The organism is Pseudomonas sp. 2822-15 (assembly GCF_002742515.1).
Lineage (GTDB): Bacteria > Pseudomonadota > Gammaproteobacteria > Pseudomonadales > Pseudomonadaceae > Aquipseudomonas > Aquipseudomonas salomonii.
In genome coordinates this window covers 415,303-439,721 of record NZ_LJRY01000156.1, presented here as the reverse complement: position 1 = coordinate 439,721, position 24,419 = coordinate 415,303, and the positions used below count along the sequence as shown (strand labels likewise).

Below are 24,419 nucleotides of genomic sequence, written 5' to 3'. Positions count from 1 at the left end.
AGCACCGCGCTGGAATTTTGCGTTACAATGCGCCACCGTGCCGACCTGTGAGTCGCAAAGTTCCAGCCGAGGTGTTCCATGGATATCATCGAAACGATCAAAGAGCAGATTGCCAATAACACCATTCTGCTTTACATGAAGGGCGCCCCGAACGCTCCTCAGTGCGGTTTCTCCGCGAAGGCTTCCCAGGCCATCATGGCGTGCGGCGAGAAATTCGCTTACGTGGATATCCTGCAAAACCCGGAAATCCGCGCCAACCTGCCGAAGTACGCCAACTGGCCGACTTTCCCGCAACTGTGGGTGGCCGGTGAACTGGTCGGCGGTAGCGATATCATCACTGAAATGGCAGCTGATGGTTCGTTGCAAGCGCTGATCAAAGACGCAGCGGCAAATGCGGCGGCCAAGACTGACGCTTGATCCGAATGCAATAAAAAGCCCCGCTTCTCGAAAGAGAGCGGGGCTTTTTTGTGATCGTTCCCACGCTCCGCGTGGGAATGCATCCTGTGACGCTCTGCGTCACCATGCTCAAGTGGGAACGATCTTCAGCGCTTATTCACCCATCTGCGATTGCAGGTAGTTTTCCAGGCTGACTTTAACGATCAAGCCCAGCTGGGTTTCCAGCCAGTCGATATGTTCTTCCTGATCTTCCAGGATATCTTCCAGCAGCTCACGGCTGCCGAAGTCGCCTTTGGTTTCGCAGTGAGCGATGGCGGCCTTGAGGTCGCTGTGGCTCTTCTGCTCGAACTTCAGGTCGCTGCTGATCATCTCCTGGGTGTGCTCGCCGATGTTCAGCTTGCCCAGGTCCTGTACGTTCGGCAGGCCTTCCAGGAACAGGATGCGCTTGATCAGCGCGTCTGCGTCCTTCATGGCCTTGATCGATTCTTTGTATTCACGCTTGCCGAGCTTTTCCAGGCCCCAATCGTCATACATGCGCGCATGCAGAAAGTACTGATTGATCGCGACCAGTTCATTGGCAAGGATTTTGTTGAGTTGCTGGATGACTGAGATGTCGCCTTTCATGACTGGGGTCCTGCCCTGTAATAGCTGTGTATAAATCGGAGTTTGAGCGGCGAAATCTCTAGTGTCAAACCTAAGTTATTGAATAATAAATGAAAATTAATCGGAATAAGAATGTTTGTGTTCCGCGTCTTGGCGCTAACTAATTGAATTACAGGCATAAAAAAACCGGACTCTAAGTCCGGTTCTTCAAAACACGCCTATTTAAGCGTGTGTAAATTCTGCTGAGTAGGGGAGCGCGGCCTGGGCTGTTTGCAGCTGCGTCAGGGTTTCCCGTACCACTTGCTTGGCGAGGCAAGCACATTTGCCGCACTGGCTGGCAACGCCGGTGGTTTCACGTACTTCCTTGTAGCTGCAGCAACCTTCATAGATTGCTTCGCGGATTTGTCCGTCGGTGACGCCAGTGCAGAGGCAGACATACATAAGGGAGAACCATCGCGGGTTTAAGGCTTAAGTGCGATGGATCTTAATGTTAACGAGAATGATTGTCAAAGTAGATTCGCAGGGTTTTGCCAGGTCCCTGCGGCGCGCTGACGAACGGTTTTTTCAGTGTATGATGGTCGGTCTTCACGAAGCGTGACCGCGTCACAGGCCTGTCGCTTAACTGCGCCAGACTTGGGTCGGTCCTTTTACTTCAATCGTCACCCTTACATCAGGAGATACCCAATGAGCGTACTCGTCGGCAAACAAGCCCCGGATTTCGACGTACCTGCCGTGCTCGGCAATGGCGAAATCGTTGACAGCTTTAAACTGTCTGAAGCCATCAAAGGCAAATACGGCCTGGTGTTCTTCTACCCGCTGGACTTCACCTTCGTGTGCCCGTCGGAGCTGATCGCTCTGGACCACCGCATGGACGATTTCAAGGCGCGCAACGTTGAAGTGGTCGCCGTTTCCATCGACTCCCATTTCACCCACAACGCCTGGCGCAACACCGCCATCAATGATGGCGGCATCGGCAAAGTCAAATACACCATGGCTGCCGACATGAAGCACGACATTGCCAAGGCCTACGACGTTGAGTCCGAAGGCGGCGTGGCGTTCCGTGGCGCGTTCCTGATCGATGACAAGGGCGTTGTACGCTCGCAGATCATCAACGACCTGCCGCTGGGCCGTAACATGGAAGAGCTGATCCGTCTGGTTGACGCGCTGCAATTCCATGAAGAGCACGGCGAAGTCTGCCCTGCCAACTGGAAAAAAGGCGACAAAGGCATGAACGCTTCGCCAGAAGGCGTTGCGGCTTACCTGACCGAGAACGCCGGCAAGCTGTAAGCCAGGTTCGAAGCAAAAAAAACCGGCCTGAGAAGGCCGGTTTTTTTATGCGCGGGGTTCAACTTCAGTCGTTGAAGTCTTCCCAGCCGCCCATTTGCTTCCAGCGATTGACGATGCCGCAGAACAGCTCGGCGGTCTTCTCGGTGTCGTAGCGGGCCGAGTGGGCCTCACGACCGTCAAAGTCGATACCGGCTGCCTGGCAGGCCTTCGCCAGCACGGTCTGGCCGTAAGCCAGGCCCGCAAGCGTAGCGGTGTCGAAGCTGGAGAACGGGTGAAACGGGTTGCGCTTCATGTCCAAGCGCGTTACGGCAGCATTCAGGAAGCCCAGGTCGAAGCTGCTGTTGTGGCCCACCAGAATCGCGCGTTTGCAGCCATTGGCCTTCAACGCTTTGCGCACACCACGGAAGATATCGGTCAGCGCCGCTTCTTCACTCACCGCCATGCGCAGCGGGTGATCGAGCTTGATCCCGGTGAATTCCAGGGCTGCAGCTTCGATATTCGCACCTTCAAACGGTTCCACGCGGAAGAAATGGGTGTGTTCCGGGAACACAAAACCCTGCTCGTCCATGCCGATGGTGGTAGCGGCGATTTCCAGCAACGCGTCGGTGGCGCAGTTGAAACCACCGGTTTCTACGTCGATGACAACCGGCAGATAGCCGCGAAACCGCTCGGCCATCGGGTGGCGGGAGCCGCCACCACTGTGCTCGTGTTCGTCGTCGTAATGGTCTTCACTCACTTGCTTTCCTCCAGCAGGCGCCAGCGCAGTGTTTCACCGGCGCGCAGCGGGATAACAGTCAGCTCGCCAAACGGCAGGCTGGCAGGGGCGGTCCAGTCTTCACGAACCAGGGTAATGCGGTCGGTATTCGCCGGCAGGCCGTAGAAACGCGGGCCGTTGAGGCTGGCAAACGCCTCGAGCTTGTCCAGGGCGTTGCGCTGTTCAAACGCTTCGGCATACAGCTCGATGGCGGCATACGCGGTGTAGCAACCGGCACAGCCGCATGCCGCTTCTTTGGCGTGCTGGGCGTGGGGCGCCGAGTCGGTGCCGAGGAAGAACTTCGGGCTGCCGCTGGTAGCGGCGTCCAGCAGGGCCACTTGGTGGGTGTTGCGTTTGAGGATCGGCAGGCAATAGAAGTGCGGCCGAATCCCGCCCACCAGCATGTGGTTGCGGTTATAGAGCAGGTGATGCGCGGTGATGGTCGCGCCCACATTGGCCGAAGCCTCGTTGACGAACTGCACGGCGTCGGCGGTGGTGATGTGTTCGAACACGACCTTGAGGGTCGGGAACAGCTCGACCACACGGCGCATATGCTCGTCGATGAAGATCTTTTCACGATCAAACACATCCACATCGCCACGGGTGACTTCACCGTGGATCAGCAGCGGCATGCCGACTTCAGCCATGGCTTCGATCGCCGGCAGGATCTTGTCGATACTGGTCACGCCGGAGTCGGAGTTGGTGGTCGCGCCCGCCGGGTACAACTTGGCGGCGTACACAAAACCGCTGGCCTTGGCCTCGCGAATCTCGGCAGGCTGGGTGCGGTCGGTGAGGTAGAGCACCATCAACGGTTCGAAGCGGCTGCCGGCCGGGCGCGCAGCGAGGATACGCTGGCGATAGGCATCGGCTTGCTCGGCATTACGCACCGGAGGTACCAGGTTAGGCATGATAATCGCGCGGCCAAACGTGCGCGCTACATCGGCCACGGTTTGGGGTAACGCAGCACCATCGCGAAGATGAATATGCCAGTCGTCGGGACGCAGCAGGGTCAGGCGGTCGGACATTGGGGATTCCAGGCGGGTCAATCTGGTGGGAATGCTACCGGAAAAGACTCTTGCAGGCACTCGCTATCAAGTTTTGCCGCACGTGTCCGATATCCCTGGGTATGCCTTAACGACGTATGACGCTTTGAAGTGTTGTAGAAACCAGTGGAGCCTCCCGTGCGCCAGCATTATCTAGCCCTGCTCAGTGTGTTCGCCAGCCTGCCTGCGATGGCACTCACATTCCAGACACGTCTGGAGAACATTGAGTGGAAGGTGGAAGGCGACCAGTTCGAGTGCCGCCTGACCCAGCCGATCACCGATTTCGGCTCGGGTGAGTTCGTGCGCCGGGCCGGCGAGCAGGCCACATTTCGCCTCAAAGCCTACAGCGGCGCGCTCGGGGCGGGCTCGGCGACCTTGTTGGCGGCGGCTGCTCCCTGGCAGCCGGGCCGTGGCGATATCAACCTCGGTGCGGTGCGTGTCGGCAGTGGTGATGTGCTGTTCAACAGCTCCCAGGCCCAGGCCGGGCGTTTGTTCACCGGCTTGCTCGAAGGGCGCAGCCCCACCGTGCGGCATTACGGGCGTGAGGGCGGCTACTCGGAAGTCCGCCTGTTGCCGGTGAAATTCAACAAGGCCTTCAACGACTATCAACTGTGCACCACCAAGCTGTTGCCGATGAATTACGATCAGGTCAAACAGACTGAAGTCGGCTTCCCCGGTGGCGGTATCGAGTTGGACGCCGCTGCCAAAAAGAAGCTGGATGTGATTCTCGCGTTCATGAAAGCCGACCCGACGGTCAATCACGTCGAGCTCAATGGGCATTCCGACAACAGCGGCAACCGCCTGACCAACCGTGACGTCTCGCGCCGTCGTGCCCTGGCGGTGATGGACTACTTCAAGGCCAATGGCATCCAGGAATCGCAGATCACGATGCGCTTTCACGGTGAAAGTTACCCACTGGCGCCCAATACCAATGCCGCCAACCGCGCCCGCAATCGTCGCGTGAATATTCAGCTCGAACGCGTGGCTACCCCTGCGAAACCGGCGCCCCAGGCCACTGGCCCGAGCAGCGCGGCACACACCTCTTAACGTGCGACTATCGGTCGCCCGCTCGACATAATCTGTCGCTTTATCTTCATTTGCTGTCGCGCCCCTGTAAATTCACGGTTTTGGTCGGTAGAATCGACGGCTTTCCGTACAACCCCGTGGAGTGATGGCATGGCCGACGTAAACAAGGTCGTTCTCGCGTATTCCGGCGGCCTGGACACTTCGGTGATCCTCAAGTGGCTGCAGGATACTTATAACTGTGAAGTGGTGACCTTCACCGCTGACCTGGGTCAGGGCGAAGAGGTCGAACCTGCACGTGCCAAGGCGCAAGCCATGGGCGTGAAAGAGATCTACATTGACGACCTGCGCGAAGAATTCGTCCGCGATTTCGTCTTCCCGATGTTTCGCGCCAACACCGTCTACGAAGGCGAGTACCTGCTGGGTACTTCCATCGCGCGCCCGCTGATCGCCAAACGCCTGATCGAAATCGCCAACGAAACCGGCGCCGACGCCATTTCCCATGGCGCTACCGGCAAGGGCAACGACCAGGTGCGTTTCGAACTGGGTGCCTACGCCCTCAAGCCAGGCGTGAAAGTGATTGCACCGTGGCGTGAATGGGACCTGCTGTCCCGTGAAAAGCTGATGGATTACGCTGAAAAGCATGCAATCCCGATCGAGCGTCACGGCAAGAAGAAGTCCCCGTACTCGATGGACGCCAACTTGCTGCACATCTCCTATGAAGGCGGCGTGCTGGAAGACACCTGGACCGAGCACGAAGAAGACATGTGGAAATGGACCGTCTCCCCGGAGAACGCTCCAGACAAGGCGCAGTACCTGGAACTGACCTACCGCAACGGCGACATCGTGGCACTGGACGGCGTCGAAATGACCCCGGCCACCGTGCTGGCGACCCTGAACCGTATCGGTGGCGAACACGGTATCGGCCGTCTCGACATCGTCGAGAACCGTTACGTGGGCATGAAGTCCCGTGGCTGCTACGAAACCCCAGGTGGCACCATCATGCTGCGCGCCCACCGCGCCATTGAGTCCATCACCCTGGACCGCGAAGTGGCTCACCTCAAAGACGAGCTGATGCCCAAGTACGCCAGCCTGATCTACACCGGTTACTGGTGGAGCCCGGAGCGTCTGATGCTGCAACAGATGATCGACGCCTCCCAGGTCCACGTGAACGGCGTTGTGCGCCTGAAGCTGTACAAGGGCAACGTGATCGTCACCGGTCGCAAGTCTGATGAGTCGCTGTTCGACGCCAACATCGCCACCTTCGAAGAAGACGGCGGTGCTTACAATCAGGCGGACGCCGCAGGCTTCATCAAGCTGAACGCGTTGCGTATGCGCATCGCCGCCAACAAGGGTCGCAAGCTGTTCTGAGTGCTGCCTTCGTTGTAAAAAATGGCCCCTTGTTCAAGGGGCCATTTTTTTGCCTGCCTATAAAGATAGACGACTTTAAATGCGCGCTGATGTTTAAACGGTGCGTGGCTGTTTAAGGTTTGTTGAATATTGAAGTTGAACAGGGTCTTTTCCGCGCCGGTGTGTTTATTTCCGTACGGTCGAATGAATTTTTTACACCTGCATAGGAACTATATCTGACGGAAAATTCACTACCTAAGTAAGGCGAGTATGTAGGCCGCTGAAACTTCTGTAGGAAATAAGGATGTAAATAGCTATGTTGAATGGAACTAAAACAGTTGATTTTTTTGCCACTGCTCACTGGCCTTACTACCACAAGCAAGGGGTATTTCCTGAAAGTCATGTGCGGTACATTTACCTTGCACCCGTTCTGCGGTGCATATTTCACTCAAAATATGTACGGCCCCGGAAAGTTCTGAAGGGCTCCATAAAACCGGATGCACCTGAGTTTGTGTTTTTTTGTAGGTTAATTCCTATATCGTTGTGGGTTGGGTCTCTGCTTGCTGTTGCTTGGGGGGGAGCGCTATGCCAACTAGGAAACGACTAGGCTATTGTGCTTGCTCTAAATAATTCGAACAGCGAAATTGGACTTTCTCATGAATAAAGTGCTGATCGTGGATGATCATCCCGTCATTCGTCTTGCTGTGCGCATGCTAATGGAACGTCATGGTTATGAAGTCGTTGCCGAGACTGATAACGGCGTTGATGCGTTGCAACTTGCACGGGAACATATGCCGGACATTGTCATACTGGATATCGGGATACCCAAGCTCGATGGCCTGGAAGTTATCTGTCGCCTGGCGTCTACCAAGCAGTCCGCGCCCGTCAAGGTGCTGGTGCTGACGTCCCAGGCGCCCGGCCATTTTTCCATGCGCTGCATGCAGGCGGGGGCGGCGGGCTACGTGTGCAAGCAACAGGACCTGACCGAGTTGTTGAGCGCCATCAAGGCGGTGCTCTCCGGCTACAGCTATTTCCCCAACCAGGCGCTCAACTCGGTACGCTCGACCATGGGCAATGCCAGCGAGGCGGACATGGTTGAACGCCTGTCGGGTCGCGAGATGATGGTGCTGCAGCAACTGGCCCGAGGCAAAACCAACAAGGAAATCGCCGATGGCATGTTCCTGAGCAACAAAACCGTCAGCACCTACAAGACCCGGCTGTTACTCAAGCTCAATGCACGCTCCCTCGTCGACCTGATCGAGCTGGCCCAGCGCAACGGCCTCGTGTAGACGCGGGTGCGGTTGTGCCCTAAAACCCGAATAACCGGCAAAAAAAAGCCTCCGTCAGGGAGGCTTCCGGCCGTCAGCGCATCGATCAGAGGTCGAAGTCGTAATCGGCCAGTTGTTTTTGCAAGCGTCGCTCTTCCAGCAGGTTGTCGATAGTGCGGCGTTTGCTCAAATTGGTCTTGGCCACCTCTGCCACAGGGGCGTCCCCTTCGTCATCCGCCACTTCAACGAGATCGTCTTCTACATCCAGTTGTTCTTTGCCAGTGCTCATAAGGTTAACTCCAGGCTAAGACTGCCGTTGGCGCTCCTTATAACGATAATCCACGAACGGGTAAAAAAGATTTTTTCAATCGACTGATCGAGAAAACCAATGAACCCTCAATCGTCCGAGGTTTTGTCCTTGTATTCGCACAGGTCTTCGATCCGGCAACTTCCGCAGCGAGGCTTGCGGGCCTGGCATACGTAGCGCCCGTGCAGGATCAGCCAGTGGTGGGAGTCGAGCAAATACGGCTTGGGTACAAACTTCATCAACTGCTTTTCGACCTCGACCACGTTCTTGCCACGCGCGATGCCGGTTCGGTTGCTGACGCGGAAAATATGCGTGTCCACTGCCATGGTCAGTTGCCGGAACGCGGTATTGAGCACCACGTTAGCGGTTTTGCGGCCTACGCCTGGCAGTGCTTCCAGGGCTTCGCGGGTTTGCGGTACTTCACTGCCGTGCAATTCAACCAACAGGCGGCAGGTCTCAATGACGTTCTTGGCCTTGCTGTTGTACAGGCCGATGGTTTTGATGTATTCCGACAAACCGTCCACACCCAGGGCGTAAATGGCGGCTGGCGTATTGGCCACCGGGTACAGTTTGGCCGTAGCCTTATTGACGCCAACGTCGGTGGATTGTGCCGACAGGATCACCGCAATCAGCAACTCGAACGGCGACGAGTAGGCCAGCTCGGTCTTGGGTTCCGGATTGTCTTCGTGAAACCTGCGGAAAATTTCCAGGCGTTTTGCGGCATTCATGGGGCGGGTGGTTCCTTGCAGGCGATCAGCGGGATTGTAGCCATACACACAGCAGGGTTTATTTTCGGTTTAAGCGCTGTTATGAGCATCCACTTGGCGTTGTGCGTCATCGAGTTTGCTTTGCGCTTCGGCCAATTGCTCCGGGTCGGCGTTTAGATTCTGGGCTTTGTGCAATTCTGCGCGACGCATGGCCAGCTGGATTTTAGCGCGCTTGAGGTCGGCGCTGTTACTGGGCGCAACTGCTGGCGCCGGCGTGCCATGTACTTCCAGGGCGGCCAGCGCCTGCTCCGCCGCTTCGAACTGCTGTTGCAGCACGATCAACTGCGATTGCTGCTCAAAGGTCGGTGGATGTCCAAATGCCTTGAGGGATTTATGCAGTTGGGCACGGCTCATGGCAACGGCGATTTTGGCTTTCTTGACCGCTGTATCCCGGGCCGCTTGGGTGTCATCGGCTGCCATGGGGGCAGCCGGCGGTGCCGAACGGTTAGCCCGCGCCAGGCGCTCGGCGAGCTTATGCGCCTCCTCGCGTTGCAGCCGCGCATTGCGTTGTTCAAAGCGCCGCCGCGCGCGGTCGCGCTTGAGGGCGCGTGCCTGATATTGCCGATCATTGCTGGCCAGGCCGCCGACAATCGCCAGCACAGCGGTCGCCGGGCGCATTTCGATGCAGTCCACGGGGCAGGGCGCAACACACAGGTCGCAGCCGGTGCATTCATCCATGATCACGGTGTGCATCAACTTGGCCGCGCCGACAATCGCATCCACCGGGCACGCCTGGATGCACTTGGTGCAGCCAATGCACTCGGCTTCGCGAATGTAGGCCACCTGGGCCGGGGCTTCACCGCGACTGGCGTCCAGTTCCAACACCGGCACGCGCAACAGGTGGGCCAGGCCCGCAATGGTTTCCTGCCCACCGGGCGGGCACTTGTTGATCGCCTCGCCCTGGGCGATGCCCTCGGCGTAAGGCTTGCAACCCGGATGCCCGCATTTGCCGCATTGGGTCTGCGGCAGCAGCGCGTCGATACGTTGAATCAAGTTCATGGGGTGATCATTGGTATGCCGGTTGAACAAACAGGGCCTGTTGTGGTGAACCTGCTGGAGTGGCTGGTGAGCCTGTTGTGGTGAGCGGGCTTCCTGTGGCGAGCGGGCTTGCCCCGCGTTGGGGCGCGGAGCGGCCCTTGGTACAGACACTCGGTTTAACAGGCATAGTGTGGCGACTTTATTGGGGCTGCTGCGCAGCCCAACGCGGGGCAAGCCCGCTCGCCACAAAAAGCCCGTTTGCTACATAAAGCCCGTCTGCCACGGTATGCCCGCTTACCGCAGACGGGCTGTGCCGCCTTACTTGATACGCTGACCCGGCTTGGCGCCGCTGTCAGGGCTCAACAGGTAGATCTCTTCGCCGCCAGGGCCGGCTGCCATCACCATGCCTTCGGAGATACCGAACTTCATTTTGCGTGGCTTGAGGTTGGCGATCATCATGGTCAGGCGGCCGTCGAGCTTGGACGGGTCCGGGTAGGCGCTCTTGATGCCGGAGAACACGTTACGTTGCTCGCCACCCAGGTCCAGGGTCAGGCGCAGCAGCTTGTCGGCACCTTCTACGGCCTCGGCCTTGACGATCAGCGCAACGCGCAAATCCACGGCGGCGAAGGCGTCGAAGTCGATTTCCACCGAAATCGGATCCTTGGCCAGCTCACCGTTACCGGCGGGCGCAGCCGAACCGGTGTCGGTCTGGCTGGCGACCAGGTCTTCTTTCGAAGCGTCGGTCATGGCCTGGACTTTCACCGGGTCGATACGCGTCATCAACGGCTTGAACTCGTTCAACTGATGGTTGCTGAGCAGGGTGGCGTGGTCGTTCCAGGTCAGCGGCGCGACGTTGAGGAACGCCTCGGCATCAGCGGCCAGCAATGGCAGCACCGGCTTGAGGAAAATCACCAACTGACGGAACAGGTTGACGCCCGTGGCGCAGATCGCCTGGACCTCCGCCTGCTTGCCTTCCTGCTTGTTCAGCGACCACGGCGCCTTGTCGGCGATCCAGGCGTTGGCGCGGTCGGCCAGGCCCATGATCTCGCGCATGGCGCGGGCGAAGTCGCGGGCTTCATAGGCATCGGCAATGCTGGGCGCGGCGGCCAGGAAGGCTTCGGTCAGCTCCGGTGCGGCGTTTTCAGCCACCAGCACACCGGCATTTCCCTTGTGGATAAACCCGGCGCAACGGCTGGCGATATTGACCACTTTACCGACCAGGTCTGAGTTGACCTTCTGTACGAAGTCTTCCAGGTTCAGGTCCAGGTCGTCGACGCCACGGCCAAGCTTGGCGGCGTAGTAGTAGCGCAGGTATTCCGGCGACAGGTGGTCCAGGTAAGTGCGCGCCTTGATAAAGGTGCCACGGGATTTGGACATTTTCTGGCCATTGACCGTCAGGTAGCCGTGCACGGCGATGCCGGTCGGCTTGCGATAGCCCGAGCCTTCGAGCATGGCCGGCCAGAACAGCGCGTGGAAGTTGACGATGTCCTTGCCGATGAAGTGGTACAGCTCGGCGGTGGAATCCTTGGCCCAGTACGCATCGAAGTCCAGCTCCGGCGTGCGGTCGCAGAGGTTCTTGAAGCTGGCCATGTAGCCAATCGGCGCGTCCAGCCACACGTAGAAGTACTTGCCCGGCTCGCCCGGGATCTCGAAACCGAAGTACGGCGCATCGCGGGAGATGTCCCACTGCTGCAGGCCGCTGTCGAGCCATTCGGAGAGTTTATTGGCTACGGCGTCCTGCAAGGTGCCGCTGCGGGTCCAGGTTTGCAGCATCTGCTGGAAATCCGGGAGCTTGAAGAAGAAGTGCTGGGAATCCTTGAGCACCGGGGTGGCGCCGGAGATTGCCGACTTCGGGTTCTTCAAGTCAGTCGGTGCATAGGTCGCACCACATTTTTCACAGTTGTCGCCGTACTGGTCTTCGGTGCCGCATTTAGGGCAGGTGCCTTTGATAAAGCGGTCGGCCAGGAACATTTTCTTTTCCGGGTCGAAATACTGGGTCACCGAACGCTGGTCGATGTGCCCGGCTTCTTTCAGGCGCAGGTAGATCTGGCTCGACAGCTCGCGGTTTTCTTCGGAGTGGGTCGAGTGGAAGTTGTCGAAGTCCACCAGGAACTCGGCAAAGTCGGCGCTGTGTTCAGCCTGCACATTGGCGATCAGTTGTTCCGGGGTGATGCCTTCCTTCTCGGCGCGCAACATGATGGCCGAACCGTGGGCGTCGTCCGCGCAGACATAAATGCATTGGTTGCCGCGATGCTTCTGGAAGCGCACCCACATATCGGTCTGGATGTACTCAAGCATATGGCCAAGATGGATGGAACCATTGGCATAGGGCAGGGCGCTGGTGACGAGGATCTTGCGTGGCTCGGACATGGGGCTCGGCTACTTGATGAAACGGAGGTCGGCCACTATAAAGCGCCGGGAAATATATTTCACCCCGTGGTGCTGTTTCTGAATCTTCCCAAGCCTCGAAAGCATGCCGCTGGGCGGCCGGAACGGTTAGGATAGCCGCCTGTTTCAGTCAGTCTTTTTTCGGGAGTAGCCCATGAGCGCCGTCAATCGCGCAGCGGTGGAAGCCGTTCTTCGCCAGTACACCGACCCCTATTTGAACCAGGACCCGGTCAGCGCCGGCTGTGTACGTGCCATTGAAGTCCAGGGCGACCAGGTGTCGGTCCAGTTGGAACTGGGCTATGCCGCCGGTTTGTTCAAGAGCGGTTGGGCGCAGATGCTGCAAATGGCCATCGAAGGCCTGGACGGCGTGCGTTCGGCCAAGGTCGACATCCAGTGCGTGATCGCCGCGCACAAGGCCCAGGCGCAGATCCCGGGCCTGGCCAACGTCAAGAATGTTATCGCGGTGGCCTCCGGCAAGGGCGGCGTGGGTAAATCCACCACCGCCGCCAACCTGGCGCTGGCGCTGGCCCGAGAAGGTGCACGCGTGGGCATCCTCGACGCCGATATCTACGGCCCAAGCCAGGGCGTGATGTTCGGCATCGCCGAAGGCACGCGGCCCAAGGTCAAGGATCAGAAGTGGTTTGTGCCAATTGAGTCGCTGGGTGTGGAAGTCATGTCCATGGCGTTCCTCACCGACGACAACACACCGATGGTCTGGCGCGGGCCGATGGTTTCCGGCGCCTTGCTGCAACTGGTTACCCAGACCGCTTGGGGCGACCTCGATTACCTGGTGATCGACATGCCGCCAGGCACCGGCGATATCCAGCTGACCCTGGCGCAAAAGGTGCCGGTGGCCGGTTCGGTGATCGTGACCACGCCGCAGGACCTGGCGCTGCTGGATGCCAGAAAAGGTGTGGAGATGTTCCGCAAGGTCAACATCCCGGTGCTGGGCGTTGTTGAAAACATGGCGGTACACATCTGCTCCAACTGCGGCCACGCCGAGCATTTGTTCGGCGAGGGCGGCGGCGAGAAGTTGGCGACCCAGTATGGGGTTGAGTTGCTGGCGTCGTTGCCGCTGGCGATGGAAATTCGTGAGCAGGCCGACGGCGGCAAGCCCACCGTGGCCGCCGAGCCTGATGGGCCAATTGCTCTGGTGTATCAGGAACTGGCCCGTCATGTGGGCGCGCGGATCGTCCTGCAGGAAGCCGCAGCACCGGCAATGCCGACCATCACCGTCAGCGACGACTGAGCCTGCTGAAGGAAAACAGCCTCGGCATTGTCGGGGCTTTTTTATGCCTGCCGATCAGTCAACGGTTGCGAATCATGCGTTTACGCAATTGCGCGTGTAAGCATTTGCTTACTTTCTCGTAAGTGTTTGGTTTTTTTACCAGGCATGTCCATCTCGAAACGGCGAAAGACTTTTCTATCCTTTTGAAAAATAACAAATATTTATACTTGAATGAGCGTTCAAGTCTGTCAGCCGATCAGTTGGATCCCGTTGAACTTCCCTCGGAACTCTCTAAGATCAGCCCTGTGTCCACGGATTGGCACAGCCATCAAGGAACGATGGTTGAAGGAACGTCGCAGGAAGCGATTCATCAGGATGATGAAAAGGAATACAGGGACTAGGGAAAAAATGTGGGCGGGTCATACCGCCCCTTTTTTTGCCTGCAGAAAAGTGAAACCGATCACCCGCAAACGCAAAAAGGCCCGCAAGGGGCCTTTTCGATGCAGCAAGTTGATCAGCGTTCCAGATCGGCGATCTTGCCTGGCTTGCCATCCCACTCTTTAGCGTCTGGCAGCGCATCTTTACGCTCTGTGATGTTTGGCCAAATGTCAGCCAACTCCTGGTTCAATTCGATAAAGTTTTCCATACCCGCCGGGATTTCATCTTCGGAGAAGATCGCATTGGCCGGGCACTCTGGTTCACACAGGGCGCAGTCAATGCACTCATCCGGGTGGATAACCAGGAAGTTCGGGCCTTCGTAGAAGCAGTCCACCGGACACACTTCGACGCAGTCGGTGTACTTGCACTTGATGCAGTTGTCGGTAACGACGAAGGTCATTTCTAATTTTCTCCTCAGGCGGCGGCAGCGAAACCCTGTGTGGCAGGGCTCGCGAGGTTCGGGAGCGATAGTCTGCAGGCCAGGCTAATAACCCGCAGCATCCCAAACCGCGCGAGAGTCTACCAGCTTGCAAGCCTGTGCGTTATATCCGAACTTGCAGTGCATATAACATTTCGAGCGCTTTACGCGGCGTCAAGCCGTCCAGGTCAAGCTTTGCCAGCTCATCCAGCACCGGATGGGGCAGGCTGGCGAACATATCACTCTGGTGCGGCGCGCTGGGTTTGCTGCTGGCTTTGGCCTGGCTCGCCACGGGAATCTCGTGGGGCAGGGCGGTTTCTTCCAGGCGGCTCAAGTGTTCACGGGCGCGGGTGATGACTTGCGCGGGCACCCCCGCCAACTGCGCCACGGCCAAGCCGTAACTCTGGCTCGCCGGCCCCGGCAGCACGTGGTGCAGGAACACGATGCGTTCGTTGTGCTCAGTGGCATTGAGATGCACGTTGGCCACCAGCGGCTCGCTTTCGGGCAATACCGTCAGCTCGAAATAGTGCGTGGCGAACAGCGTATAGGCGCGCAAATGCGCCAAACGCTCGGCCGCCGCCCACGCCAGCGACAGGCCATCGAAGGTACTGGTGCCGCGTCCCACTTCGTCCATCAGCACCAGGCTGCGTTCAGTGGCGTTGTGCAGGATGTTGGCGGTTTCGCTCATCTCCACCATAAAGGTCGAACGGCCGCCAGCCAGGTCATCACTGGAACCGATCCGGGTGAAGATGCGGTCCACCAGTGACAACTCGCAACTGGCTGCCGGCACAAAGCTGCCGATGTGCGCCAGCAACACGATCAAGGCGGTCTGACGCATGTAGGTGGATTTACCACCCATGTTGGGACCGGTGATCACCAGCATGCGCGTGTCGTCATCCAGCGACAGGTCGTTGGCCACGAACGGCGTGGTCAACACCTGCTCCACCACCGGGTGGCGCCCCTGCACGATACGCATGCACGGCTCACTGACAAAACGCGGGCAGTTCAGGTCAAGGTTCAGCGCGCGCTCGGCCAGGTTGCTCAGCACATCCAGTTCCGCCAGGGCGGCGGCGGTGTCTTGCAGCGGCGCCAGGCGGCTGATCAAGTCCTCAAGCAAGGCCTCATACAGCATTTTTTCCCGCGCCAGGGCACGGCTTTTGGCCGACAGTGCCTTGTCTTCGAACTCTTTGAGCTCCGGCGTAATGAAACGCTCGGCGCCTTTAAGGGTTTGGCGGCGCTGATAATCAATCGGCGCCGACTCGGCCTGTTTGCTCGGCAACTCGATAAAGTAGCCGTGTACGCGGTTGTAGCCGACCTTCAAGTTGGCAAGGCCCGTGCGGGCTTTTTCGCGGGCTTCCAGGTCAATCAGGAACTGCCCGGCGTTTTCGCTCAGGGATTGCAGCTCGTCCAGCTCGCTGTCGTAACCGGTTTTAAGCACGCCGCCGTCACGAATGATCGCCGGCGGGTTGTCGATAATGGCTTTTTCCAGCAGCGCCGCGAGGTCCGGGTAAGTGCCGGCCGTGACGGCGAGTTGTTGCAGGTGCGGCGTGTCCAGCTCGGTCATCGCCATTTGCAGCTGCGGCAGCGCGCTCAAGGCATCGCGCAGGCGCGCCAGGTCACGTGGCCGCGCATTGCGCAGGCCAATTCGCGCCAGGATGCGCTCGATATCGCCGATTTCCTTGAGCTGCGGCTGCAGGTTCTCAAAACGATAGCGATCCAGCAGGCAAGTAATTGACGTCTGACGCGCTTGCAGCACGGTCAGGTCGCGCAGCGGACGGTTCAACCAGCGGGTCAGCAAGCGGCTGCCCATGGCGGTCTGGCAACGGTCGACCACCGACTGCAGCGTGTTGTCACGGCCACCGGCCAGGTTGGTGTCCAGCTCCAGGTTGCGACGGCTGGCGCCATCGAGCACCACAGTGTCATCCAGGCGTTCATGGCGCAGGCTGCGCAAATGCGGCAGGGCGGTGCGCTGGGTTTCCTTGGCATAGCTGAGCAAGCAACCGGCGGCGCCGATGGCCAGGGTCAGGGTTTCGCAGCCGAAGCCTTTAAGGTCCTGCACCGAGAACTGCTGGCACAGACTTTTCAGCGCCGTGTCGCGCTCAAAATCCCACGGCGCACGACGCTTGGTCCCACGGCGCTTTTCCGCCGGTAAATCCTTGGGCCAATCATCCGGAATCAACAACTCCACCGGATTGATGCGCTCCAACTCCGCCAGCAGGTTCTCCCAACCCTTGATCTCCAGCACGCTGAAGTTGCCGCTGGTGATATCCAGCACCGACAGGCCGAACAAACGCTCATCGCCCAACACCGCCGCGATCAGGTTGTCACGACGCTCATCCAGCAACGCCTCATCACTCACCGTGCCCGGCGTAATAATGCGCACTACCTGACGTTCCACCGGCCCTTTACTGGTGGCCGGGTCGCCGATCTGCTCACAGATCACCACCGACTCGCCCAGCTTCACCAGCTTGACCAGGTAGCCTTCCAGCGAGTGGTAAGGAATCCCACACATCGGAATCGACTGCCCCGCCGACTGCCCACGCGCGGTCAGGGTGATGTCCAGCAGCTTGGCGGCCTTCTTCGCGTCTTCATAGAAGATCTCGTAGAAGTCGCCCATGCGATAGAACATCAACTGATCAGGGTGCTGGTTTTTGAGGCGCCAGTACTGCTGCATCATCGGGGTGTGGGAAGACAGATCGGAGGTGTTTTTACTCATCAGATAGTTAGCAAATTCGTTGAAAGTGATGGGGCAAAGGGCACGCTTGGTCCAGTGTCGATCAGTTGCGGAGCGCGTACTTTGCAACGACGCAGGCCGAATGTGGGAGCTGTCGAGCCTTAGCGAGGCTGCGAAGGGATCGCCGCGCTGTGCCTGCAGGCCGCAGCCCGCGCATGGCTGAAGTTCTAAAGCTCAACATCGTGCCCAATCGTAGTCGCTTAACTGATCGGCATTGGGCGCTTGGCCCAGCATTTGTTGCGATGGGCGCAAGGTTAACACGTGAAGTCGGCCCTTCGCAGGTCGCAAACGGCCAGGTAAAACACAAAAAGGGCAGCGCCTTTATATAAGCGCCGCCCATTTTTACTGTCGCCCGATTTACTGAAGGTTGCCGGGCGAATCCAACACCTTCACCACATCATCAACCACCGCCTTGACCATCTCCTGCAAGTAATGCGACGGCCAGGCGTAACGGTCCGTCTCCTTGGTCATCGCCGCATCTTCGGCGAGTTGCTTGGCGACGAGGAGGAGGTCCGAGGCGTGGTGCAAGGCTTCGTGCAGGGAGACGCCGCTGTTGACGCGAAATAGCGGTTGGTCGGAATGGAAGGAGAAGGGGGTGACGCCGAGGGTGGTTAACGCGGATGGATCTGTAGCGGTCATCGGTAAAACTCCCATAGTCGGTTGAGAGCTACCACGTTCGTTGTTGAACGAATGCGTGGCGCTTTTGGCGCCTGCATCTTGCCGGGTTATCAGGCCCGGTCGCTGAGTTGGCAGCGACGGGTGGAGGGTAGCGTGGTGGTGGGGTGGGTGCAACTGAGGAAATGGAGATTTCGCTATGCTGCTGTCCACAAGCACATTGGGGCATGGATAATGAACGTGTCTCCTAAGGCCAAGTAATAAGTTGGCCCAATAAAAAGCCCAGCACAGTGCCGGGCTTCAGAAAGCGGTTTGGGGAGCAATCAGGCTCTTTTCGCCTCTGCTTTCATCATCACGAGATTCTGCTGCTTGGTAGCCTCGGTCAGAACTTCGCTGTAAACGCGCTTTTTCTGATCGGATTTTGCGTCACGAATAAAGTCGGCAAAAGAGCTTTTTGCGCCTTTGCACAAGCCTAGCTTGATCGAAATCATCAATGCGCTCCTTATGGTGGCCCGAGCCTGGCCTCTAGATCGGCCCGCGTATGCTGCTCGGGGATATGGTAGTCAATCTTATCCACGCCCGCTTTGTAAAGCCGTCCAGAGTTGTCGATGTGCTTGATGAGCAAATCCACGTGAACGTCGCCTCGATACTCTAGCTTAAGGGCATTCACTACGTCACGCGCTGCAAAGTATTGCTCGATGAAATGCTCTTTATGAATTCTTCTGCCTTCGGCCTCCTCGCGAGCTTTCACGAAATCCCAAGCGAGCATGGGGTCTTGATATACGTATAAGATCTGTACGAATCTTCCTTTTTTCAATGAGCGTTCAACATTACTTCTGGCGACTTTGAGGTTCGAAAAGGTGCCGTCGAGTAGGAGGGACTGTCGTTGATTCAACGCTTGATCAATTATTTTTTCGACCAAAATCGATACCCCTCTTTGGAAAAGCCACGAATTTGGCCCCTTGTAAGCGGCAAATTCGTTGCGAAGTTCATCAGGGTCGATTCGCAGAATTGGGGTGTCGGCGAATAGATTTACAAGAGCAATCGATGCCTCTGTTTTTCCCGCGCCGGGCGATCCTGCCATGAAGACGGAAACTGGCGACTCCTCCGACGGATAGATCGCTTTGTCTGTCAGGCGTCTGGCAATTGACTTTTTATTTGAGCGCGCAAAACGCAGTGCTTCTTCTGAAGTCTCGATTTCTGCGGGTGTCATCCTGTCGGTGTCGTGAAATGCGGTGTGTTCCATCAGAAGCATCCCCATCTGCTCCAGCGGTATGTCAAAGACTATCACTCGGTTAAAACATCGCGACGGGCCGAAACTTTACTTAACACATCCTTGTTCTGCATAAATTATGCAATTTAGCATTTGCCAACCCAAAAAACTCCCGGCACTATCGCCGTTATGCAAAAACGCAACGTTTCAACCGTCTTAAGAGAGCTGCTGGACCGCGACCGGATCTCCCCCACGGAGCTTCACCGGCGTACCGGCGTGCCTCAATCCACACTCTCCCGGATCCTCAGCGGCAAGATCGTTGATCCGTCGGACAAGCACATCTCGCGTATCGCCGAGTACTTCCGCGTCAGCACCGACCACCTGCGCGGGCGGGCGGCGGTGGGGGCTTTGCGCGATGACGGGCGCGACCCGATGCATTCGGAACTCAAGGACATAAGCCTGTGGGACGACGACACGCCCGTTAATGATGACGAGGTGTCGATCCCCTTTCTGCGCGAGGTTGAATTGGCTGCTGGATCAGGAAGATTCGTCATCGAGGAAAGCGAGAAGGCCAGCCTGCGGTTCGGCAAGCGCAGCCTTCGCCACAACGGGGTGCAGTTCGACCAGGCCAAATGCGTGACGGTGCGCGGCAACAGTATGTTGCCGGTGCTGCGCGATGGCGCGACGGTTGGGGTGAATGCGGGCAAGAGCGGCATTGGCGACATCGTCGACGGCGACTTGTATGCCATCAATCACAATGGCCAATTGCGGGTGAAACAGCTCTATCGCCTGCCTTCCGGGATTCGCCTGCGCAGTTTCAATCGCGATGAACACCCTGACGAGGATTACGGCTTCCAGGACATTCAGGATGAGCAAATCAGCATCCTCGGCCATGTGTTCTGGTGGGGCATGTACGCCCGTTAACCTCCTCGCGTAAGACAAAGCCCGCCCCCGTGCGGGCTTTTTTCGGCCTTAAAAAACCGGTAAACCCCTGGTCCATCAGGCTCTCAATGCACTGATGCATTCAATTAGTGAAAATAAATGCATTTATGCATTGACTGTATATGCATACATGCATATTCTCCATCTCAAGCCAGCCAGCAAGGTGGTGGCGGCGGCAAGGATGCTGCCAAGGAAAGTGACAAGGAAGCCACGCAACATCGGCAAGGACGCCATCGAAGCGATGGCAGGGATGCCAGGCAACACCGGCAAGGATGCCGACGCTCTTTAGTTACACCGCTTTAAAAAAACAGGCAGCGATGAACCGGCCTTAACGGTTCAGAGGGTTGGCAACTGACCCGGGTGTGCAGCGTAAAGCACCAGAAGCAGTTATCCGGCAGACAGGGATCGTGGTCGGAAAAACATTGAGGAAAGAACCGTACCGCGCCAGTAGCGCCGAACGTTCGAGGACATCATTACTGAAAAGCCCGGGCAACCGGGCTTTTTGGAATGCCGACCTATCGAAGCATGTGTGAATGAAAAATGGACTATTAAGTGCTCAGCCAGGAGGCGTGACATGACAAATGAACAACAAGCGTTAGCGGAAATGCCTATCTGGCTGGTCATCGTATTGGCAGTGATCGGCGGGGTCTCCGGCGAAATGTGGCGCGCCGACAAGGAGGGCGCGCGTGGTTGGTCGCTGATCCGCCGCCTGGCTTTGCGCTCCGGGGCGTGCATGGTCTGCGGGGTTTCAGCCTTGATGCTGTGCTACGCCGCCGGCATGTCGATCTGGACCGCCGGCGCGATTGGTTGCCTCACCGCAATGGCCGGTGCCGATGTCGCCATCGGCCTTTATGAACGCTGGGCGGCCAAGCGCATCGGGGTCAACCAAGGCTCCGGCCAAGACCCGCAGTAACCGTTGCAAGGACGCTACTTACTATGATCCTTATCGAAAAACCCTCCCAACTGCCCCTCGCCATCGGCGCGGCGCTGCACGCGGCCTTCCCCGACTTGAAGGTCGGCAATCACCAGGATTTTCAGGGCGCCTTGGATAAAACCGGCGTGTTGATCACGGTCGAAGGCAATGGCCCGGGCATTCGCTCTCGCGAAGGGCGCAAGGCGCACGCCCTGACCGTTTCTCTCAGGGCCATGGTGGCGCCGGGTGCACTGCCGTTTGATGCCTGCGACCTGGCCAGCCAGCTAATGGACCAAGTGCTGGATAACCGTTGGGGCCTGCCCTTGGCCCAGTGTGATTTGCCGATAAATATCGTCGCCGCTCCGGTTGCTTCAACAACCGCTGAAACGGACTACGACACCTGGACTGTCTCCTTCACCCAAACCCTTTACATCGGGCCGGTGTTACTCACAGATCCTACCGGCCAGCCGCTGTTTGCCCGCACCTGGGAAGTGTCGAACATCGACGATCCCGACCAATACAAACCACTGGCGGAGTAGCCCATGTTCGACGCGCTGTTACGCATGCAACTGGGGCCGATTGTCGAACGCCTGGCGGAGATGGAAACCCAACTTGAAGACCTGTATCGACGCGCCGAGAGTTTTTGTCGGATTGGCACGTGTCAGTCGGTCGATGCCGCCAGCAATACCTGCAAGGTCAGCCACGGTGATTTAGTCACGCCGGCCATCCGTTTTTTCAACCCCAGCGCGGGTTCGCAAACCGAAACGCGCATCCCGTCCGTGGGCGAACAATGCCTGTTGCTCAACTACGGCGGCGGCGAAGGCGGTGGGCAGTCTGTGGCCTTGTTCGGCCTCAACAGTAGTCAATTTCCGCCCGTCTCCAGCGTTGCCACATTGACCCGAAGGCGCCATCAGGACGGCACCCAAAGCGACTATGACGACGCCAGCCACATGTTCAATTGGGTCAACGGCCCCACCACGTTCAGCGGTTCGCGCGAACAGGTAGACGTCAAGGTCGGCGCCGCCAGCCTGGTCATGAACGCCCAGAACATCACCCTGCAAATCGACGGCACCCGCCTGGTACTGGACGCTGGCGGCGCGCACTTCAGCGGCCCGCTGGTGGACCACCAAGGTCGCGTCATCAGCCCACGATAAGGACATCCCATGCTCGGCATCGATCGAAACACCGGGGCAGCCGTCGATGACTGGCTGCAATTCGTGCAGCGCGCTACCCGAGCGCTCACCACCCCCGTGGGCACTCGGCAGAAACGCCCGCTGTATGGCTCGCTGATCCCGCAACTGCTCGGCCAGAACCTCGGCGACGACCTGCTGATCCTCGCCCAAAGCCACGCCGCACAAGCGTTCTACAACAGCCACAACGGCATCGGCGATTTTCAACCCCAGGTCATCGTCGCCACCCGCCAGGGCGCCGGCCTGCTGTTGCGCTTCGCCGGCACCTGGAAAAACCGCCAACAAACCTTCGAGGTCGTGACATGAGCATGCTGATCCCCGGCCAGAACCAACTGGCGGAACCGGCCATCATTGCGGTGGATGAGTTCGAGCCGCTGCTGGCCGAATTCAAGGCGTTTGTGGTCGATTACGTCGCCACCCGAGCACCGCAAAGCGCGGCCAAACTCAAGGTCAGCCTCGACAACGAAAGCGAGTTGCTGACCCTGGCCCTGGAAGCCTTCTGTGTAAGGCTGCAAACCCACGAACGCAAATACAATGCCCGTATCAAGCAGATGCTGGCGTGGTGGGCCACCGGCAGCAACCTGGATGCACGCCTGGCGGACATGGGCCTGGAACGCCAAGTGCTCGATCCAGGCGACCCGGCGGCGTTTCCGCCGGTGCCGCCGACGTTGGAGAGTGACGACGACGCTCGCTTGCGTTATTACCTGGCACCCCATGCCCCGGCAGCCGGCTCGCGCATGCAGTATCGGCGAGAGGTTTTTACCCTGGGTGAACGGCCGTCGGCGAAGGTGCAAAGCGCGACGCCCGGTGTGGTGACGGTCAGCTACACCTTTGATCCCGACGGTTATGCCGCGCAGGTCAAGGACGGCAACGCGCGTCGAACAGCGCCCGGTGAAGTGATGGTCACGGTGCTTTCTCGCGAAGGCGACGGCACGCCCTCCGCGGATTTGCTTGACGGTGTTCGCCGCCATTTCGCACGGCCGGATGTAAGGCCGGAGACCGATCTGGTCAGCGTGCAAGCTGCGCAAATCCTGCGTTACAAAATCCGTGTGGTCGCCAAGATCAACGCCGGTCCGGACTCGGGGCTCACTCAGGTAGCGGCGCAGAAACTGCTGCAAGATTACGCAGAGTCCTGTCATCGCCTCGAAGGGCGGGTAGACCCCAGTTGGATCGACTACGCGATTCACAGCGCCGGTGCCGCGCAGTTACAGATCGTTGAACCGCTCGAACCCATTATCAGCAACGCCTTCCAGGCCCCGTATTGCACAGGTGTCGAGGTGGAGGTGCGCACGCTATGAGTGAGCACAAAGCGAGTTTGTTGCCAGCCAACAGTTCACCGCTGGAAAAGGCGCTGGACCTGGGATTTGGGCAATTGCTAGATCGGGTCACGCCACCGTTTCCGGCGTTGATGAACCCACTGCAAACCCCGGGCGAATTCCTGCCTTACCTGGCCGCCGACCGCGGCGTCAGTGAATGGGACGCCGACGCCAGCGAAACCGAAAAGCGCCTGACCGTGGCCTTGTCCTGGCAGATCCAGCGTCAGGCAGGTACGCCCAAGGCGTTGAGTTATGCAGTGGAATCGCTGGGGTTCACCACCAACATCAGCGCCTGGTATCAGCAGCGACCAAGGGAGATGCCCTATACCTTCGACGTGCAGGCGATCATCGGGCGCAGTTGGTCCAGCGGTGATCACAATCGTTTGATTCGCCGTATCAACGCGGCACAAAGCGAACGCGACCGAGCGACGATCACCATCGTGCATGAAACCTCGCAGGGGTTGCGACTCGCTGCAGCGGCTGATCCGGGGCTGAGTGTTCTGGACGACAGCCAACCGGGTGCTTTGCCCGACGTGAAGCTACACGGCAATGCGTCCTTCTGCAGCGCAGCCCACACACCACTGACTGATGGCGAGCTGCAGCTGGAATGCGTGTTACCTGAATTCGGGTTAGCCGCTCGGCTTACTAGTGTCGGTTTTTCCCGGCACTTCACCATTAACGACTACGACCTCAGGGCGCAGCCATGACAGATGATATTACGCGCCTGGTGCGCTTCACCTCCAAGGGTTTGGATGAAGTGCTGCAGGCAACGAACCAAGGCTTGAAAGGCGAAATCACCCATATCGGGGCTGGCACCGGCCGCTACAACCCAGACGGCACAGAAGTGGCTTTGCGTGATGAGCGCCAACGGGTCGCCATTGTGGATTACGAGGACCTTGGCGACCGGCAACTCAGGATGGCCGCACTGTTTGACGGCGATGCCGAGTATGAAATTGGCGAGTTCGGTTTTTACCTCGCCAGTGGGACCTTGCTGGCGGTGTATTCCGTGGCTGGGAAATTGCTGACTTATAAAGCGTCGGCGGCACGGGTGCTGCAAAAGTTTACGCTGGATATTTCGCCGTTGCCGGCGGACAGCGTGACGATTGTGGTGGGGAGTGACAACCTCAATATTTTGTTGGGGGAGGATATTGCAGTGCTGGCGACGGCAGATATCGAAAACATGGCGCGTCATACTGAGTTGCTGTTTCGTGTGATGTCGCTGGAATCTCGCCGTTAGGGCATAAACAG

The 24,419-nt window shown here is 58.3% G+C and carries 27 protein-coding genes and 1 pseudogene; 15 read left to right on the top strand and 13 right to left on the bottom strand.

The window, feature by feature from the left end:
* Positions 1 to 78 precede the first annotated feature (78 nt).
* Positions 79 to 417, top strand: a complete 339-nt coding sequence (grxD, locus tag AOA59_RS03795; protein ID WP_010212745.1) for a Grx4 family monothiol glutaredoxin — start codon at positions 79 to 81, stop codon at positions 415 to 417.
* Between the two features lie 132 nt (positions 418 to 549).
* Here the strand turns inward: grxD and bfr are convergent, their stop codons facing one another.
* The gene (bfr, locus tag AOA59_RS03790; RefSeq protein WP_017137040.1) at positions 550 to 1,020 is read right to left on the bottom strand and encodes a bacterioferritin; all 471 of its coding nucleotides are present in this window, start codon (positions 1,018 to 1,020) and stop codon (positions 550 to 552) included.
* A gap of 201 nt (positions 1,021 to 1,221) precedes the next feature.
* Positions 1,222 to 1,440: a bacterioferritin-associated ferredoxin gene (locus AOA59_RS03785; protein WP_010564137.1), complete on the bottom strand. Its 219-nt coding sequence runs from the start codon at positions 1,438 to 1,440 to the stop codon at positions 1,222 to 1,224.
* 243 nt (positions 1,441 to 1,683) lie between these two features.
* On the opposite strand from AOA59_RS03785, the gene AOA59_RS03780 reads away from it, so the two are divergent.
* Entirely contained in the window at positions 1,684 to 2,286 is a 603-nt protein-coding gene (locus AOA59_RS03780) for a peroxiredoxin (protein WP_003172097.1), read from the top strand.
* A 64-nt stretch (positions 2,287 to 2,350) separates the two neighbouring features.
* Here the strand turns inward: AOA59_RS03780 and rnt are convergent, their stop codons facing one another.
* Positions 2,351 to 3,022 carry a ribonuclease T gene (gene rnt, locus AOA59_RS03775; protein WP_017137041.1) on the bottom strand — a complete coding sequence of 224 codons (672 nt, stop codon included), beginning with the start codon at positions 3,020 to 3,022 and terminating at the stop codon, positions 2,351 to 2,353.
* Entirely contained in the window at positions 3,019 to 4,065 is a 1,047-nt protein-coding gene (gene pyrC, locus AOA59_RS03770; RefSeq protein ID WP_017137042.1) for a dihydroorotase, read from the bottom strand. Before pyrC ends, rnt begins: the two co-directional genes overlap by 4 nt.
* A 156-nt stretch (positions 4,066 to 4,221) precedes the next feature.
* Between pyrC and AOA59_RS03765 the strand changes: the two genes are divergently transcribed.
* The 3 genes from AOA59_RS03765 to AOA59_RS03755 all read left to right on the top strand — a co-directional run bounded on the left by AOA59_RS03765 (position 4,222) and on the right by AOA59_RS03755 (position 7,745).
* Complete coding sequence (locus tag AOA59_RS03765) at positions 4,222 to 5,130, top strand: OmpA family protein (RefSeq protein WP_065928909.1); 909 nt, start codon at positions 4,222 to 4,224, stop codon at positions 5,128 to 5,130.
* A 129-nt stretch (positions 5,131 to 5,259) separates the two neighbouring features.
* Positions 5,260 to 6,477 (top strand): argininosuccinate synthase, encoded by a 1,218-nt coding sequence (locus AOA59_RS03760; RefSeq protein ID WP_003208700.1) that lies wholly within the window; start codon positions 5,260 to 5,262, stop codon positions 6,475 to 6,477.
* Positions 6,478 to 7,112: 635 nt separating this feature from the next.
* Positions 7,113 to 7,745, top strand: a complete 633-nt coding sequence (locus AOA59_RS03755; protein WP_056857623.1) for a response regulator transcription factor — start codon at positions 7,113 to 7,115, stop codon at positions 7,743 to 7,745.
* An 85-nt stretch (positions 7,746 to 7,830) separates the two neighbouring features.
* On the opposite strand, the gene AOA59_RS03750 is transcribed toward AOA59_RS03755, so the two are convergent.
* The 4 genes and pseudogenes from AOA59_RS03750 to metG form a co-directional block, all read right to left on the bottom strand.
* Positions 7,831 to 8,013, bottom strand: coding sequence for a PA3496 family putative envelope integrity protein (locus AOA59_RS03750; protein ID WP_056857622.1), 183 nt, complete (start codon positions 8,011 to 8,013; stop codon positions 7,831 to 7,833).
* A 107-nt stretch (positions 8,014 to 8,120) separates the two neighbouring features.
* Positions 8,121 to 8,759, bottom strand: a complete 639-nt coding sequence (nth, locus tag AOA59_RS03745; protein ID WP_056857621.1) for an endonuclease III — start codon at positions 8,757 to 8,759, stop codon at positions 8,121 to 8,123.
* A 651-nt stretch (positions 8,760 to 9,410) separates the two neighbouring features.
* A pseudogene (rsxB, locus tag AOA59_RS33100) lies at positions 9,411 to 9,785 on the bottom strand (electron transport complex subunit RsxB); the annotation flags it as partial.
* Positions 9,786 to 10,094: 309 nt separating this feature from the next.
* Positions 10,095 to 12,146, bottom strand: coding sequence for a methionine--tRNA ligase (gene metG, locus AOA59_RS03735; RefSeq protein ID WP_099485990.1), 2,052 nt, complete (start codon positions 12,144 to 12,146; stop codon positions 10,095 to 10,097).
* A gap of 172 nt (positions 12,147 to 12,318) precedes the next feature.
* Between metG and apbC the strand changes: the two genes are divergently transcribed.
* A complete protein-coding gene (gene apbC / locus AOA59_RS03730) occupies positions 12,319 to 13,413 on the top strand; it encodes an iron-sulfur cluster carrier protein ApbC (RefSeq protein ID WP_099485988.1) in 1,095 nt (364 codons plus the stop codon).
* A 493-nt stretch (positions 13,414 to 13,906) separates the two neighbouring features.
* On the opposite strand, the gene fdxA is transcribed toward apbC, so the two are convergent.
* The 5 genes from fdxA to AOA59_RS03705 form a co-directional block, all read right to left on the bottom strand.
* Positions 13,907 to 14,230 carry a ferredoxin FdxA gene (gene fdxA / locus AOA59_RS03720; RefSeq protein WP_065928912.1) on the bottom strand — a complete coding sequence of 108 codons (324 nt, stop codon included), beginning with the start codon at positions 14,228 to 14,230 and terminating at the stop codon, positions 13,907 to 13,909.
* 142 nt (positions 14,231 to 14,372) lie between these two features.
* Positions 14,373 to 16,964, bottom strand: a complete 2,592-nt coding sequence (gene mutS / locus AOA59_RS03715; protein ID WP_065928913.1) for a DNA mismatch repair protein MutS — start codon at positions 16,962 to 16,964, stop codon at positions 14,373 to 14,375.
* Between the two features lie 375 nt (positions 16,965 to 17,339).
* Entirely contained in the window at positions 17,340 to 17,621 is a 282-nt protein-coding gene (locus AOA59_RS03710) for a DUF3077 domain-containing protein (RefSeq protein WP_099485985.1), read from the bottom strand.
* A gap of 299 nt (positions 17,622 to 17,920) precedes the next feature.
* Positions 17,921 to 18,088: a hypothetical protein gene (locus AOA59_RS32630; RefSeq protein ID WP_178076234.1), complete on the bottom strand. Its 168-nt coding sequence runs from the start codon at positions 18,086 to 18,088 to the stop codon at positions 17,921 to 17,923.
* A gap of 11 nt (positions 18,089 to 18,099) precedes the next feature.
* Positions 18,100 to 18,810: a zeta toxin family protein gene (locus AOA59_RS03705; protein WP_099486307.1), complete on the bottom strand. Its 711-nt coding sequence runs from the start codon at positions 18,808 to 18,810 to the stop codon at positions 18,100 to 18,102.
* A gap of 189 nt (positions 18,811 to 18,999) precedes the next feature.
* Here AOA59_RS03705 and AOA59_RS03700 point away from each other — a divergent pair, with 189 nt between their 5' ends.
* From AOA59_RS03700 to AOA59_RS03665, 9 genes are all read left to right on the top strand, one after another.
* Positions 19,000 to 19,734, top strand: coding sequence for an XRE family transcriptional regulator (locus tag AOA59_RS03700; RefSeq protein WP_099485983.1), 735 nt, complete (start codon positions 19,000 to 19,002; stop codon positions 19,732 to 19,734).
* A 148-nt stretch (positions 19,735 to 19,882) separates the two neighbouring features.
* Positions 19,883 to 20,041 (top strand): hypothetical protein, encoded by a 159-nt coding sequence (locus AOA59_RS32370; protein WP_158235225.1) that lies wholly within the window; start codon positions 19,883 to 19,885, stop codon positions 20,039 to 20,041.
* A gap of 285 nt (positions 20,042 to 20,326) precedes the next feature.
* Positions 20,327 to 20,665 (top strand): phage holin family protein, encoded by a 339-nt coding sequence (locus AOA59_RS03695; RefSeq protein ID WP_053254660.1) that lies wholly within the window; start codon positions 20,327 to 20,329, stop codon positions 20,663 to 20,665.
* A 23-nt stretch (positions 20,666 to 20,688) separates the two neighbouring features.
* The gene (locus AOA59_RS03690; protein ID WP_099485980.1) at positions 20,689 to 21,204 is read left to right on the top strand and encodes a hypothetical protein; all 516 of its coding nucleotides are present in this window, start codon (positions 20,689 to 20,691) and stop codon (positions 21,202 to 21,204) included.
* A 3-nt stretch (positions 21,205 to 21,207) separates the two neighbouring features.
* Positions 21,208 to 21,819, top strand: a complete 612-nt coding sequence (locus tag AOA59_RS03685) for a phage baseplate assembly protein V (protein WP_099485978.1) — start codon at positions 21,208 to 21,210, stop codon at positions 21,817 to 21,819.
* 9 nt (positions 21,820 to 21,828) lie between these two features.
* Complete coding sequence (locus AOA59_RS03680) at positions 21,829 to 22,161, top strand: hypothetical protein (RefSeq protein WP_053254663.1); 333 nt, start codon at positions 21,829 to 21,831, stop codon at positions 22,159 to 22,161.
* On the top strand, positions 22,158 to 23,153 hold the full coding sequence (locus tag AOA59_RS03675; protein ID WP_099485976.1) for a baseplate J/gp47 family protein: 996 nt from the start codon (positions 22,158 to 22,160) through the stop codon (positions 23,151 to 23,153). The genes AOA59_RS03680 and AOA59_RS03675 overlap by 4 nt, the downstream gene beginning before the upstream one ends.
* Complete coding sequence (locus AOA59_RS03670; protein ID WP_099485974.1) at positions 23,150 to 23,878, top strand: phage tail protein I; 729 nt, start codon at positions 23,150 to 23,152, stop codon at positions 23,876 to 23,878. Before AOA59_RS03675 ends, AOA59_RS03670 begins: the two co-directional genes overlap by 4 nt.
* A complete protein-coding gene (locus AOA59_RS03665) occupies positions 23,875 to 24,408 on the top strand; it encodes a hypothetical protein (RefSeq protein ID WP_099485972.1) in 534 nt (177 codons plus the stop codon). Before AOA59_RS03670 ends, AOA59_RS03665 begins: the two co-directional genes overlap by 4 nt.
* Positions 24,409 to 24,419 lie beyond the last annotated feature (11 nt).